This window comes from Microcystis sp. M079S1, assembly GCF_020246425.1.
Classification (GTDB): Bacteria; Cyanobacteriota; Cyanobacteriia; order Cyanobacteriales; family Microcystaceae; genus Microcystis; species Microcystis aeruginosa.
On sequence record NZ_JADBSZ010000014.1, the window covers coordinates 1 to 13944 of the forward strand.

At 44.5% G+C, this 13944-nt stretch carries 11 protein-coding genes; 7 read left to right on the top strand and 4 right to left on the bottom strand.

Going from position 1 to position 13944, the window contains the following annotated elements; all coding sequences use genetic code 11:
* The first annotated feature begins 418 nt into the window (after window positions 1–418).
* Both IM456_RS00795 and IM456_RS00800 read left to right on the top strand, forming a co-directional pair.
* Window positions 419–730: a type II toxin-antitoxin system TacA family antitoxin gene (locus tag IM456_RS00795; RefSeq protein ID WP_149986872.1), complete on the top strand. Its 312-nt coding sequence runs from the start codon at window positions 419–421 to the stop codon at window positions 728–730.
* Between the two features lie 299 nt (window positions 731–1029).
* Window positions 1030–2196, top strand: coding sequence for a cysteine desulfurase family protein (locus IM456_RS00800; protein WP_287691969.1), 1167 nt, complete (start codon window positions 1030–1032; stop codon window positions 2194–2196).
* Between the two features lies 1 nt (window position 2197).
* Here the strand turns inward: IM456_RS00800 and IM456_RS00805 are convergent, their stop codons facing one another.
* Window positions 2198–2395 (bottom strand): hypothetical protein, encoded by a 198-nt coding sequence (locus IM456_RS00805; protein ID WP_012264871.1) that lies wholly within the window; start codon window positions 2393–2395, stop codon window positions 2198–2200.
* Between the two features lie 329 nt (window positions 2396–2724).
* On the opposite strand from IM456_RS00805, the gene IM456_RS00810 reads away from it, so the two are divergent.
* Window positions 2725–3666: a TIGR04168 family protein gene (locus IM456_RS00810; protein ID WP_287691970.1), complete on the top strand. Its 942-nt coding sequence runs from the start codon at window positions 2725–2727 to the stop codon at window positions 3664–3666.
* A gap of 46 nt (window positions 3667–3712) precedes the next feature.
* Here IM456_RS00810 and IM456_RS00815 read toward each other — a convergent pair whose 3' ends face one another.
* The gene (locus tag IM456_RS00815) at window positions 3713–4654 is read right to left on the bottom strand and encodes a hypothetical protein (protein ID WP_287691978.1); all 942 of its coding nucleotides are present in this window, start codon (window positions 4652–4654) and stop codon (window positions 3713–3715) included.
* Between the two features lie 160 nt (window positions 4655–4814).
* The gene (locus IM456_RS00820; protein ID WP_287691972.1) at window positions 4815–5357 is read right to left on the bottom strand and encodes an NUDIX hydrolase; all 543 of its coding nucleotides are present in this window, start codon (window positions 5355–5357) and stop codon (window positions 4815–4817) included.
* Between the two features lie 107 nt (window positions 5358–5464).
* On the opposite strand from IM456_RS00820, the gene ylqF reads away from it, so the two are divergent.
* From ylqF to IM456_RS00835, 3 genes are all read left to right on the top strand, one after another.
* Entirely contained in the window at window positions 5465–6304 is an 840-nt protein-coding gene (ylqF, locus tag IM456_RS00825; protein ID WP_149986876.1) for a ribosome biogenesis GTPase YlqF, read from the top strand.
* A 770-nt stretch (window positions 6305–7074) separates the two neighbouring features.
* Window positions 7075–9918, top strand: a complete 2844-nt coding sequence (locus IM456_RS00830) for a HEAT repeat domain-containing protein (protein WP_149986877.1) — start codon at window positions 7075–7077, stop codon at window positions 9916–9918.
* A gap of 120 nt (window positions 9919–10038) precedes the next feature.
* Window positions 10039–11523, top strand: coding sequence for a glutamate synthase subunit beta (locus IM456_RS00835; protein WP_287691975.1), 1485 nt, complete (start codon window positions 10039–10041; stop codon window positions 11521–11523).
* A gap of 188 nt (window positions 11524–11711) precedes the next feature.
* Here IM456_RS00835 and rpaA read toward each other — a convergent pair whose 3' ends face one another.
* Window positions 11712–12452: a two component system response regulator RpaA gene (gene rpaA, locus IM456_RS00840; protein WP_002798623.1), complete on the bottom strand. Its 741-nt coding sequence runs from the start codon at window positions 12450–12452 to the stop codon at window positions 11712–11714.
* 510 nt (window positions 12453–12962) lie between these two features.
* Between rpaA and IM456_RS00845 the strand changes: the two genes are divergently transcribed.
* Entirely contained in the window at window positions 12963–13682 is a 720-nt protein-coding gene (locus IM456_RS00845; protein ID WP_287691976.1) for a biliverdin-producing heme oxygenase, read from the top strand.
* The last annotated feature ends 262 nt before the right edge of the window (window positions 13683–13944 follow it).

Below are 13944 nucleotides of genomic sequence, written 5' to 3' on the forward strand. Positions count from 1 at the left end.
GCTCCAGCTACATCAAATGTTCCAAAAAAATATAGAAGAGCTAATGCAAATTAGCCGCTATCGGTTGAAGGATTACATCAAAGGACAAAGAGCGATATCGCTTGCCCTATCTACCTTCTAGCTCGCTTGTCCCCCTCTCAGGGGATGGAGAGAAGGAACACTACCCAATCTGGAAATTATTGTCGCGATTTTAGGCTCGATGGCTGCTTGTCGTTCATTTATGATGATGGATATAGATGTCATCTCTCCAGAGTTAAAGGGGCTGTTGTTAGATGAGTAAGGCTTCAAAGAGATCCAGAAAACGGGTTTCTCTAAGAAACCCGTTTTCTCGTCAACAACCCAGAAACCCGCTTTCTTATCAACTCAGAAACCCGTTTTCTAAGAATATAATGTGCTTAAATTAGATAATTTCTAAGCCATGAGAACGAAACCAGATAAAGATTTACCCCAAGGGACTAAAATCCGCAAAAATGCGCGGTTAGAGGCTTGCATAACAGCAGAGCAAAAGCAACTGATGGAGATGGCTGCCTTTTTACGGGGACAGAACTTGACTGAATTTATGGTGTCAGTTTTGGCTGAGGCAGCTATGCAAACGATCAAAGATAGCCAATTGGTAGAATTAACCGAACGCGATCAATTCGTTTTTGTCGAGGCCCTGTTAAATCCCCCCGCTCCCTCCGAGCAAGCTCAAGCAGACGCTCAATGGTACGAGCAAATGATGAATAAATAGTTGCTAGATTTGTGTTAAATTCGGAATCTGTTGATTTTTGTAGTAAGATTTCACCAAAGGTTTGACTTTCAAACTTTTCCTGACCAGCCTTATAAGCTGTTCCGTACCATGAAAAACCTTGCTCAGACTTTTGGTTTACCCTGAGATCAGAAAAGATGCTAGAAAGCAGTTTTAAGAAACCCAGAAACCCGCTTTCTTTAAGAAAGCGGGTTTCTTTAAGAAACCCGCTTTCTAATCCTTAAGCCGCTAAACTGAGAATAGCTGCCTGTCTTGACTCTCATTTCTCAGATTGTAAAATAATGCAAATTTATCTTGACTATAGTGCCACTACCCCCACTCATCCCCAAGTGATCGAGCGGGTTGCCACTATTCTCCGGCATCATTGGGGCAATCCCTCCAGTTTACACACTTGGGGACAGGATACGGCGACAGTCATCGAAATGGCCAGAGAACAGGTAGCAGGGTTAATTAATGCCAATCCAGACCAGATTATCTTCACTTCTGGCGGCACGGAAGCCGATAATTTAGCGATTATCGGGGTTGCTCAACAGTATAACCGCCCCCGTCATATAATTATTTCTAGTGTGGAACATTCAGCGATCGCTGAACCCTGTAGACAATTAGAGCAGCAAGGTTGGCAAATTACTCGTCTTCCCGTCAATCGTCAAGGTAGAGTTAATCCTTTAGACCTAAAAGCCGCAATTCAAAGCGATACGGTCTTAATTTCCATTATTTACGGACAAAGCGAGGTGGGAACTCTACAACCGATTGAAGAATTGGGCAGCATTGCCAGAGAAAGGGGAGTTCTTTTTCACACCGATGCGGTGCAGGTGGCGGCAAGATGCGCTATTGATGTGCGGAAACTGCCCATAGATTTATTATCTCTTTCTAGCCATAAAATTTATGGAATGCAAGGATCGGGAGCTTTATACATCAGAGCCGGTGTCGATATTTTACCATTACTGCGGGGCGGTGGTCAGGAAAAAGGTCTGCGATCGGGAACCCCAGCCGTACCAGCGATCGCAGCTTTCGGTTTAGCGGCCGAATTAGCCCAAAAAGATTTAATTAGCGAAAAAATGCGTTTAATAGCCCTGCGAGATCGATTATTTGACCTCTTAGCCGATTATCCTTATCTGCTGCCCACAGGAGACCGATTCTATCGTTTACCCCACCACGTCAGCTTTATTGTCCGTCCGGACGATAACAGTCACATCACGGGAAAACAGCTAGTTCGTCAGCTTAATTTAGCAGGAATCGGCATTAGTTCCGGATCCGCCTGTCATAGTGGCAAACTTTCCCCTAGTCCAATTTTAAAAGCTATGGGCTACAGCGATCGAGAAGCATTAGCGGGAATTCGTTTAACCCTGGGAAGGGACACCAGCGCGGCCGATATCGATTGGACGGCTCTAGTATTAAAACAAGTGATCGATCGCTGTTTATCTGCCTTAATTGTTAGCAAGAGTTAGTTTATCCCTCAAATTGCCCTTCGATCAAGATAATTTCGCCAAAATCGGGAATCCATGCCACCCAACGGCCCTGATCCTGTTCACAGAGTAGTAGCGCTTCATCAAAGCTGTATGGAGAGGGGAGCATTCTGAGTTGTACCCATGTATTTGCTTGGGGACAAGTAACAACGGCAGTAGTGCGGTATTGTAGTAAAGACATACACAGATCACCCTGATAATTCTGTATCTAAATTTACAAACAAACCGATGACTGTGGATAACTTTGTTTTAAATCTTTACATCTTTACCAGAGTTCTTGCATAATTAATTTTTGAGAGGGCAAAAATGAGAAAAATAAGCATAAAATTGCATAAAATAACCAAATAGAGCATTTAATTGATTAATGCTCATTCTTAATTCTCCTGACTACTGACTACTGGCTCGGAGACTCCTCACCTAAAGGAAGATTTTTGATTTTTGCAAGAGGTCTATTTATTCGGCCAATCCTAGTTATGATCGTTACTGATAAATGATAGTTGATAACTGGTAATGGTAAGTTCTTTCCCTCGCACCTATAAAATCGCCGTCATCGGTGACATTCACGACCAATGGGAAATAGAAGATAATTTAGCTCTAGAAGCTTTACAAGTGGATTTAGCCCTATTTGTCGGCGATTTTGGCAATGAATCCCTAGAAATTGTCGGTCGGATTGCTAGTTTGTCCTTACCAAAAGCCGTTATTCTCGGTAATCATGACGCGTGGTATAGCGCCACCCCCTGGGGACGAAAACAATGTCCCTACGATCGCAACAAGGAAGATCGTGTCACCGCCCAGTTAGAATTATTAGGGGTTGCTCATGTGGGTTACTCAAAACTAGACCTACCCAGTTTACAGCTTTCGATTGTTGGGGGTCGTCCCTTTACTTGGGGGGGATCCGAGTGGAAAAATGGAGAATTTTTTCAAGAACGCTATAATATCAGCAGTTTTGCCGAATCTACTGCCAAAATTATCGCTAATATTCAAGATACTGCCTATAATAACCTGATTTTTTTAGGTCACAATGGTCCAGCCGGACTGGGAAAGGAAGCGGAAGCTATCTGTGGTCGCGATTGGCAACCTTTGGGAGGGGACCACGGGGATCCGGATTTAGCAGCGGCCATCGCACAAGCACAGCTATTAGGAAAACAGGTTTCTCTCGTCAGTTTCGGTCATATGCACCACCGTCTCCGTCATACTACTTCCCGTTTACGCAATCCCGTGGTCACTTCCGAGATGGGAACTGTTTATCTGAATGCTGCCAGTGTCCCTCGTATTCTCCACTCCGATACGGGTAAATCTCGCAATTTTTCCCTAGTCACTCTTGAAGAAGGTCTAGTCACAGAAGCATCTTTAATCTGGTTGAACGATAATTTCGAGATTATCAGCAATAGAAAACTTTATCACTCCGGAGCATCAATCGATCGCCTATCTCCCCAATCTTGTTATTCTTAATTTACATCTCCCCACACCCCACACCCCACACCCCACACCCCACTTCCTATAGATAGTTAAGTTTTTGAGCGAGTAGAGGTAAAGCAAGAGCGATAGTAACACTAACAATCATACCGATAAAAGCTTTCAAGGCATCCCCTAAAACCAGTTTACCCGTGGCGGCTAAATTAGGGGTTTCTCTGGTTAAAGTCAGAGAAATTTCTCGACCTCCTAATAAACCTAAAAATACCCAAGTGGTACTCATGGGAATATGATTATAGCCAACGAAAAACAGTAAAATTAGACCATAAATTAAGTTAATAATTGTTGCAGAACGCAGATCATGGGCGTTAGTTTTGCTAGTGACAATTTTCTCGATTTGACCACCGTGATTAATAAAAATGATGGTTTGCAGGAGTAGCATAACTGTTAGAGATAAAACTAACCATGTTGCTGCTAACTTTCTGGGAAGATAGGCGAAAATATTGGCAAAATCTTGCATTAACCATTGACTCCAGAGAAACCCGGTGGATAACCACTGTAAAACCACCCAGATTTTTTGAGGTTCTTGATTAACTGTTTCTAGGAAAAAGTTTTCTAATTGATAAATAATTCGATAGATGACTAACCCCACTATAACAGCAATGCAATAACCCCAAGCAGATTTAATTAACATTTCATCTAGAGATTGGGGAGCAAAAACTGTTAAAACCAAAAAGGTTGTACTCACAGGTATTCCCCAAGTGGTGAGAATTAAAATTGCTAAGGGAGGAACGATATAAATCCAAGTAAAAGTTTCTGGGAAGGGAATCATTTCTAGTCGATTATAAGCCACATCTCCCTGATTAATATACCAACCAGCGATAAAAATCGAGGCTAAGATTATACTGGTGTACAGCCATAAACTCCACCAGGGACGTTCTTCATTGGCACTTAAAAAAGTCCCTAAAGTTTGTAGGGAATCGTTGGCAACAATCGCATAAGCTGATAGGATAAAGCCAGCAATCATCAAAAAATTACTCATAGACAAGTGAAAAAAATAAAACTTAAAGTAATACAAATCCTGTTCAAACAGTAGAGAAAAGCGCAGAGGTAGGAGAGCGGGGAGTGGGGAAGTGGGAATAAACGAAAACTTCATACCTCCCCATTAAGATAACCGCTAGAATTACTTAATTTTGCTTTAAAAAATCCCTCGCTAGATAGAAAGCAGCTAAACTACCAGAGACGGTAATTTCCTGTGGATTAATTGCCTGTAAAGGTCGAAGAATAACTTCAATTTCCTCGGTAATATCTAACTTTTGTTGACCTGTGGGAGTAGCATTAAGAGCCAAAAAAATATGAATTCTGTTAGTATCTTTAACGGGATTATCGTACAAAACAGCCAGAGCTATTAGAGAATCACTTTGATAACCGGTTTCCTCCTCGAATTCCCGACGCGCTGCCGCAGTAATATCATCTTCACCCGCATCTACTGCTCCGGCAGGAAATTCCAATAAAATTTCCTTAACTCCGTGACGATATTGACGGACAAAAACCAATTGATTATCCCCAGTAACTGGAACAACTAAAACAATTTCAGGACGAATATTAACGAAATAATCATCGATAACTTGTCCGGAGGATAACTTCACCGCGTCTTGACGGACTTGACACCAACGATTATGAAAAACTAGCTCGGATTTAATAATTTGCCATTTTTTTAAATTAGTCATCGACAATCCTGTTATAATTGCAGTGAAATTACTAAACTTTTTCTCAGATAATTATAGCTATCTAGGGACTATTCCTGATAAGATTTAATTTTATACTCCCATCTCCCATGTCGTTAATTCAATGGTATCCCGGTCATATTGCCAAAGCGGAAAGAAAACTCAAGGAACATCTTAAACTTGTGGATGTGGTCTTAGAAGTGCGCGATGCTCGCATTCCCTTAGCTTCCCATCATCCGCAGGTGGACGATTGGATTGGCAATAAACCGCGCTTGTTAATCTTAAATCGTCTCGATATGATTCCCGAATCTGCCCATCAACAATGGGTAACATGGTTTAAAAGTCAAGGAAAAACCGTCTATTTTACTAACGCTAAACAGGGAGAAAGAGTTAAAGCAATTATCAAAGCGGCGGAAAAAATTGGCGATGAAATTAACCAAAAACGCCAACTGAGAGGAATGTTACCGCGTCCAGTGCGCGCCGTGGTGATCGGGTTTCCCAATGTGGGCAAATCTGCCCTGATTAACCGTTTATTAGGGCGAAAAGTCGTCGCCAGCGCCCGCAGGGCCGGAGTAACGCGACAATTACAATGGGTACGAATTTCCGACACCTTAGAATTATTAGACGCGCCGGGGGTGATTCCTTCCCGTTTAGATAATCAAAGGGATGCGGTGAAATTAGCTATCTGTGAGGATATTGGCGATGCTGGTTATGATAACCAAAGGATAGCGGCGGCTTTTGTCGATTTATTAGTAGAATTAAACTATGAAGGACTTTTACAATCTCGTTATGGGTTGAATACTCTAGACATGACCGGGGAGGATTTTATCGAAACATTGGCCAATCTCAAATATCAAGAAGATAAAGAAAGGGCAGCCATGCAGTTACTCAATGATTTTCGTAAGGGAATAATCGGGGCTATCCCCTTAGAATTGCCCCCTTCCTCTTGAAATCGCCTGTTTTTAACTCAATAGTTAATTCCCGAATTTGTCAAAATTACCGCCTGTTAGTCCACTGAGTTGCCGATAAGATTAAAGAAATCGGTAAAGTTGCGAGGATCGATCGAACTGTGAAGGAAGATAGGGAATAAACGACAGAGATAAAAAGTAACCGTTCAGGGGGGTTTCATAGCAAATCCGTTTTTGATAGTGGGAAGTGGGATTAACTGGGAATCCAACTGTAAAAACCCAGTTATGGATTGTTTCCCCCCGCTCCCCTATACCTTTTAAACAGGATTTTGTATTACTAGGGTTTGCCAATCTGGGTTTTAAATGACTTGTGAAACAGCTGCAATACAAGCAAAACACATTTATATATAGACATACCGAGTTGGGTTAGACCAAAAAATATACGAGAAAATATTTACTGAAGATTAGACATCTCCAAGAGCGACAACCCAATCACGGCTCGCCTTGACACCTTGTACTAACAAAGTAGTTTAATGGCTAAAATCTATGTCTTTCGCTACTATCATTTCTCTGCCTAGAGTCCTAGAAGAGCGATATAGTTCTTCTCGTTGTGCCAGCAAGTTTGAGGGAGCCTTTATCTTTTCGTTGATTTTAACAAATATCTATTAATTATTGTTAAGTATTAGAGATTTAAAAAAATTATAACGATAGAATGGGTTCGAGGCTTAGATGGGCTGTAGAGCAGGGTAGTTATTTATTTAAAGACTTAAGAATGCAGTCTTTTTGTCTGATCTTGGTTGGGATGTAAAATCATGAATAAACATCTCCGTTATTCACCGTTGACAGGGCTAAGTGCCACGTTGTTGAGCCTAGTTTCCCTCTTAAATCCTTCCGGTAGTGCTGGGGCTGTTACCTGTACCCCGGAACAAATAAATTCTCCAGAAGTTAAATCTAAAATTGAACAGATCAAGACTAAAACCTTGTCACAACAGTTACAAATAGTTAATCAATGGAGTAAAGACTTATATCCCCTGAGCGATTGGGAAGGAAAACGACAGGAGCCGATCTTCTGTTCGGTAATTGCCGCGGTTCAAGAATCGACCGTACCCTTAGAAGTCAGGAAAAATGCCGCTTATGTTTTGAGGGGCATCGGCACAGGGGCAGAAGATGCCATACTCCCACTAAAAGAGCTGCTGCTCGATCCCTCTCAACCCCCCGAAATGCGTAAAAGTGTCATTTGGGCGTTGCGAGGTATTGGGGCAGCCCCCGTAGTCCATGAACTGGTACAGGTGCTAAAAAACCCAGATAATAACGATGAACTGCGGGGATTAGCGATAGAAACCCTCTTGAGTTTTACCGATAAAAATGTACCTAAAAATGCGGGTGTGATTCCGATACTCGAAGCTATCCTGAAACAAGATACCAATAGTCATCTGCGCGCCAGTGCGGCCAAAGCTTTAGGACAAATTGTCACACCAGACCTAGCTTTAGTAGAACTTTTTGATCAAGCTTTAGGTGACCCCTCTTGGGTTGTCCGCAAAGAAGCCGCCGATGCTTTAGGCAGAATCGCCCAAAATAGCCAAGATAGCGGGATTCGTAAAGCTCTTCAAGAGACTATCCCCAGACTTCGCACGGCTTTAGACGACCAAAATTATACCCTACGCTCCTATGTCGTTTCCGCTTTGGGACAGATCGGGGGCAATGATCGCGAAACCCTAACTAAACTGCATGACATCCTAGAAAACGATCCTAATTCGTTAGTCAGAGGTGATGCTGCCGCCGCTTTGGGGATACTAATAGCACAAAAAGATACTTTTGATTTCAACGGCGATCAAAAAACCCTCGAAAGTCTGATCAAAGCTTTGGATGAAGAACAGCCCAAAGCTGCTCAAGCGATAGCGGCGATCGCTCAGAGTTTTCCCGATCAGGCCCGGAACAACAAAATCGATGTTAAGAAAGCGATCGATTCTTTGAATGAAGCCTTGGCAGCCCTGAAAGAGAAGCAGTCTCTTTATGAACAGGAGATTAGAAAAACCGAGCAACAGCTAGAGATTCTCAGAATGATCCAAGCAGAACAGTTTATCCTACACGATATACTCAAAAATCCCTGGGCATGGGCCGTGGTGATTGTACTGAGTTCCTACGGTGGAATGTTCTGGTTAAAACCACTCTGGTTATTGAAACTCGATGAAGGTTTGTTAGGGGCATTGGAAACCTCAGCAAAGATTAGCAATCCGCTCGTTTCCGCGATCGGTTCTGTAACGGTGACTTTTTTACGTTTACTCTCTCCCCTCAAATATCATGGACGAGTTTTAGATGCCTGGGTCGGGGTTCACATCAAATCGGTACAAGAAGCCTTTCAACAAAAAGATACGGTAGAAAAACGGCTGGTTCACGTTCCCAGTCCGGTCATTTTGAATGACCGGACGACCATCGCCCAACTCACCCCCAAACACCTGCAAACTACCTTTGCCACACGAAAACACCTGTTGATTTGGGGTGAAGGCGGTTCAGGCAAAACCAGTCTTGCCTGTCAGATTGCCCAATGGGCGATGTCCGAGGACGAAAACGAGCGAATCCTTAAACATCGAATGTTACCGGTACTGATCGAAGACGATCTCGATCCCGATCACGATAAATGTCCCTTTACCGATGCGATTCTGGGACAACTCAACGACGAGTTAGGACAAGATACTGAACCCATTTCGGCCAAACTTCTGGAACAACTGCTCAGAAAACAACGCATCCTCGTTATTGTCGATCATCTCTCGGAAATGAGCGCCGAAACCCGCGAACTCATCCGCCCGGAAATGCCCGATTGTCCTGCCAACGCTTTGTTAATTACCTCCCGCACGCGGGAAGTACTTGGTCACGTCGTCAAAACTACCATTCAACCCCTACGGATTGAAGGTAATCACCTATCATCCTTCATGGATGCTTATCTGAGGGAACGAGGCAAACGAGAACTCTTTCCCGATCCCGAATTCTTCGATGCCTGTCGTCACCTATCTCAGATCGTCGATCGCGGCAATATCACCCTCCTCTTGGCGAAACTTTATGCCGAACAAATGATCGCCTCTAAAGTGGAATCAGCCCAAACTCTGACCGCTTCCTTGCCCGATAACGTCCCCGATTTAATGCTTCACTATGTTAACGAACTGAATCGAGATGTCCACAAAGATAAACTAGAAGATCGCATAGTACAGAAAACAGCGAAAATTGTGGCTTGGGAATGCTTGAAAAGTACCTATCAGCCGAACACCGCCGCAATTGAAGATATTTTGCTGGCTTTGGCCGATAATACCGCAGAAATTCGCCTAAAATATCTGGAACAACGCCTACATCTTATCCAAATCGTCGGACCTGCCCAAGATCGTCTCCGTTTCGCTCTCGATCCCATCGCTGAATATTTAGCGGCTTTGCACCTGCTCGACCTCTATCGGGATAATGATAGTCAATGGTGGGAATGGCTAAAACACCTAGACACCACACCCAAAGGTTTTTTAATCGCCCTGCGCGATTGTTGTCAGGTAAAAGGCCAAGAAGCCAAAGTTCCTGACTTTGTCCTCGAAAAACTAGCTCCTATCAATGGAAAAACCGTTAATGTACCCGAATTTTTACCTAGCTCAATCGGTAATCCCCTAGTCTTATCCTAGCCAAGAGCATCTCTCCTTTGCCCCACCCTCCCAGATTTTATTAAAGAAATCGGTAAAGTTGCGAGGATCGATCGAACTGTGAAGGAAGATAGGGAATAAACGACAGAGATAACAAAGACTATGGGCAAACCGACTGGCTTTATCGAATTCCTGCGTGAACTTCCTTCCGAACTTACCCCCCTCGATCGCCTTCATAATTGGGATGAGTTTCATCTTCCCATGCCAGAAGATAAACTCCGCAATCAGGCCGCCCGTTGTATGGATTGTGGTACACCATTTTGTCACACGGGAACGCTAATTAGTGGCATGGCCAGTGGTTGCCCGATTAATAACCTGATTCCCGAATGGAATGATTTAATCTATCGAGGATTGTGGCGAGAAGCCCTCGATCGCCTCCATAAAACCAATAATTTCCCCGAATTTACCGGTAGAGTCTGCCCCGCCCCCTGTGAGGGTTCCTGTGTTCTCGGTATTCATAATCCCCCCGTTACGATCAAAAATATTGAATGTTCGATTATTGACAAAGGTTGGGAATCCGGTTGGATTACTGCCAATCCCCCCGCCATCCGTACCGGCAAAAAAGTGGCCGTGATCGGTTCTGGACCTGCTGGATTAGCGGCCGCCGACCAGTTAAATAAAGCCGGTCACTGGGTGACAGTTTATGAACGGGCCGATCGCCCCGGCGGCCTGTTGATGTACGGTATCCCCAACATGAAGTTAGATAAGGAAGAAGTGGTTCTGCGTCGTCTCCAGATGCTCGAACAGGAAGGGGTAAAAATGGTCTGTAACACGGAAGTGGGCAAGGATATCAGCAGCCAAGACCTATTAAACGAATACGATGCCGTGGTTATCTGTACCGGGGCCACCAAACCCCGGGATTTAAACATCGAAGGTCGCCAATTAAAGGGCATTCACTTCGCCATGGAGTTTCTCACCGCTAATACAAAGGCACTATTAGACGGACAGTCCGGGGAGGATTTTATCTCGGCCGCGGGTAAAGACGTAGTAATTATCGGCGGTGGTGACACGGGAACCGACTGTGTGGGGACTTCCCTGCGTCATAACTGCCGTAGCGTCACCCAATTAGAGATTATGCCGCAACCGCCCCGAGAACGGGCCGCCGATAATCCCTGGCCCGAATGGCCGAAAATCTACCGTATGGACTATGGACAAGAGGAAGCGGCCGCACGTTTTGGCGATGACCCCCGGGTTTATACCACCACGGCGACTAAATTCGAGGGGGATAGCGAGGGCAACGTCACAGGGATTCACACGGTACAGGTGGAATGGCAACGCAACGAAAAAGGGCAGTTTATCCCCCAACCAGTAGCAGGAACAGAAAAAGTCATCCCGACGCAATTGGTTCTATTGGCCATGGGATTTTTGGGACCAGAACAGCCTTTACTCGATGATTTAGGCTTAGAAAAGGATGCTCGCAGCAATATCAAGGCCGAACACGGTCAATTTGCCACTAGCTTACCTAAAGTCTTTGCAGCGGGGGATTGTCGTCGTGGTCAAAGTTTGGTGGTTTGGGCGATTAATGAAGGCCGCGGGGCTGCCAGGGAATGCGATCGCTTTTTGATGGGGGCGACGGATTTACCTTAAACCAGTAGTTACTCTCGCCATTGTCCTGACTTGCTGGGGGTGTTTTCCCCTCGTTATAGTCAGGGCCAAAAAGAGGCCTCAGCCATAGCCATCAAAACCCAACCGCCGGTCAAACCTTCTCAATCTGAAGAGGAGGAGGAGCGAGGAAACAATTGTCCCTATTGCCTATCTAGACAATTGCTCCCTGTTTAAACCGTTGCCGCCGATGAATCAAGCACCACCTGTTCATTGGTGGGTAACTCCAGACAATAACCCGCACCGTAAACGGTTTTAATATAGCGAGGGTGGCGGGGATCGGGTTCTAGTTTCGTTCTCAGATGGCGAATATGAACGCGAATAGTCTCGATATCATCATCGGGATCGTATCCCCAGACCTCCTTGAGAATATCACTGGGGGAAACGGTTTGACCGTGACGTTGGAGAAGACAGTGGAGTAACTCGAATTCTAGATGGGTTAACTTGACCACACTTTCAAACCAGACTGCCTCAAAACGTTCGGGAACCAGGGTTAAAGGTCCAAAACTGAGGATTTCTGAGTGTTTAGCGGCTTGGGGAATGCGATCGGTGCGTCTGAGGAGAGCGCGTACCCTAGCTAACATTTCCTCCACCTCGAAAGGTTTGGTCAGGTAATCATCAGCACCCGCATTAAAACCTTCCACTTTATCTTGGGTTTGTCCTAAGGCTGTGAGCATCAAAATCGGGATGTCGGACGTGCGTTCATCTCGTCGCAAACGCTGACAGACAGTAAAACCATCGACTTTGGGCAGCATTAAATCCAGCATGATTAAATCGGGTTGTAACTGGACGGCCAAGGCCTGGCCTTTAATCCCGTCCTCTGCGGGATTAACGTCATAACCCGCCATCTCCAAGTTGATGGAGACTAATTCCGCGATTGCAGGATCATCATCGATTACAAGTATTCGGGGCATTACCAGAGTGTTATGACTAAGGGTTTGGATAGGGAGTTGCTAAATGTGTTCTCGCTGACATCGCAACTAGGGCTTTGTCTCTCAAGGGCTTGAGTTTAGCACAACATAAAGAATCCTGTACTGATTATAAGCATGATTGCTAAATTCGGTTTTAATTTGTGAAATTTTGCTGATATAAGTCTCCTGAATGTTAAGAATTTCTAAGAAGTGTGAAGAATGTTGCTCGATGATTGATATTGGTGCTAGACTACACCCTCTCTCTCACCAAGATCAACTAGGGAGCAGTTTTTCACTAATCTTTACAATTGCGCCATCTCGATCGATACCGGTTTCAACCGGCGGTCAAGTCCTGCTAGAGCTAAATTTCTCCCCTAAGCTCCCCCGGCGGCACTGTAAAAATTCTTAATAAAATTAGCGATCGATTCAGTTTAATCTACCAAAATAGACGGTTTTAGTAAGCATCTGTAACGAACCCGATCCATTCTACTCATCCCAACAGGTGATCATAATATGAGCGTTAATTTATCAACTCAACTGCGAGAAGGCACGAAAAAATCCCACACCATGGCAGAAAACGTCGGTTTTGTCAAGTGTTTTCTCAAAGGCGTGGTAGAAAAAACTTCCTATCGCAAACTGGTGGCTAACCTCTACTTCGTCTATTCGGCCATGGAGGAGGAGATGGAAAAACTTCGTAGTCATCCCGTCGTTTCTAAAATCTGTTTTCCTGAACTCAATCGCAAAAATGCGCTGGAACAGGATTTATATTTTTATTACGGTCCAAATTGGCGCAACGAGATCGCTTTATCTCCCGCAGGTCAGGCCTACGTTAACCGGATTCGGGAAATCGCCACAACAGAACCCGAATTATTAGTCGCTCATTCCTATACCCGTTATCTCGGCGATCTGTCCGGGGGGCAAATCTTGAAAAAAATCGCCGAAAAAGCGATGAATCTGGAAACTGGTGGCACAGCTTTCTATGATTTTAAAGATATTACCGACGAAAAAGCCTATAAAAACCACTATCGTCAAACTCTCGACGAGTTACCGGTAGATCAAGCCATGGCCGATCGCATTGTCACCGAAGCTAACGCCGCTTTTGGCCTGAACATGAAAATGTTCCAAGAGTTGGAAGGTAATCTAATCAAAGCGATCGGAATTATGCTCTTTAATACTCTCACCCGTCGTCGCACCACCGGCAGCACCGAAACTGGATTGGCTACCGCCGAATAGTAGTCAAGAAAACCTAAAAAAACGGATAATTCTAGAATTGGGGTAATGGTTAGCCTTGACATCCTCGCCGCCCTAAAAGTGCGGCGATTCCTAAACCTCACGATTTAAGTTTCTGCTTCCATCACCGTCGCATACCACAGTTAAAAAACCATGTACTGTCTTACACAGAGTCCACAGACTTTCGCCCCATTTCAGAAGCCCGATTCCGTGTGTCCCACGGTACGTTGACCGCCTATAGCTTCTTGTACTTGTTGCGCGCGAC

Excerpts from the sequence above, each read along its gene's own strand:
- rpaA (WP_002798623.1), bottom strand. The coding sequence starts at position 12,452 with ATGCCCCGAATACTTGTAATCGATGATGATCCTGCAATCGCGGAATTA.
- IM456_RS00820 (WP_287691972.1), bottom strand. The coding sequence starts at position 5,357 with ATGACTAATTTAAAAAAATGGCAAATTATTAAATCCGAGCTAGTTTTT.
- IM456_RS00805 (WP_012264871.1), bottom strand. The coding sequence starts at position 2,395 with ATGTCTTTACTACAATACCGCACTACTGCCGTTGTTACTTGTCCCCAA.
- IM456_RS00810 (WP_287691970.1), top strand. The coding sequence starts at position 2,725 with ATGGTAAGTTCTTTCCCTCGCACCTATAAAATCGCCGTCATCGGTGAC.
- IM456_RS00835 (WP_287691975.1), top strand. The coding sequence starts at position 10,039 with ATGGGCAAACCGACTGGCTTTATCGAATTCCTGCGTGAACTTCCTTCC.
- IM456_RS00845 (WP_287691976.1), top strand. The coding sequence starts at position 12,963 with ATGAGCGTTAATTTATCAACTCAACTGCGAGAAGGCACGAAAAAATCC.
- ylqF (WP_149986876.1), top strand. The coding sequence starts at position 5,465 with ATGTCGTTAATTCAATGGTATCCCGGTCATATTGCCAAAGCGGAAAGA.
- IM456_RS00815 (WP_287691978.1), bottom strand. The coding sequence starts at position 4,654 with ATGATTGCTGGCTTTATCCTATCAGCTTATGCGATTGTTGCCAACGAT.
- IM456_RS00795 (WP_149986872.1), top strand. The coding sequence starts at position 419 with ATGAGAACGAAACCAGATAAAGATTTACCCCAAGGGACTAAAATCCGC.
- IM456_RS00800 (WP_287691969.1), top strand. The coding sequence starts at position 1,030 with ATGCAAATTTATCTTGACTATAGTGCCACTACCCCCACTCATCCCCAA.
- IM456_RS00830 (WP_149986877.1), top strand. The coding sequence starts at position 7,075 with ATGAATAAACATCTCCGTTATTCACCGTTGACAGGGCTAAGTGCCACG.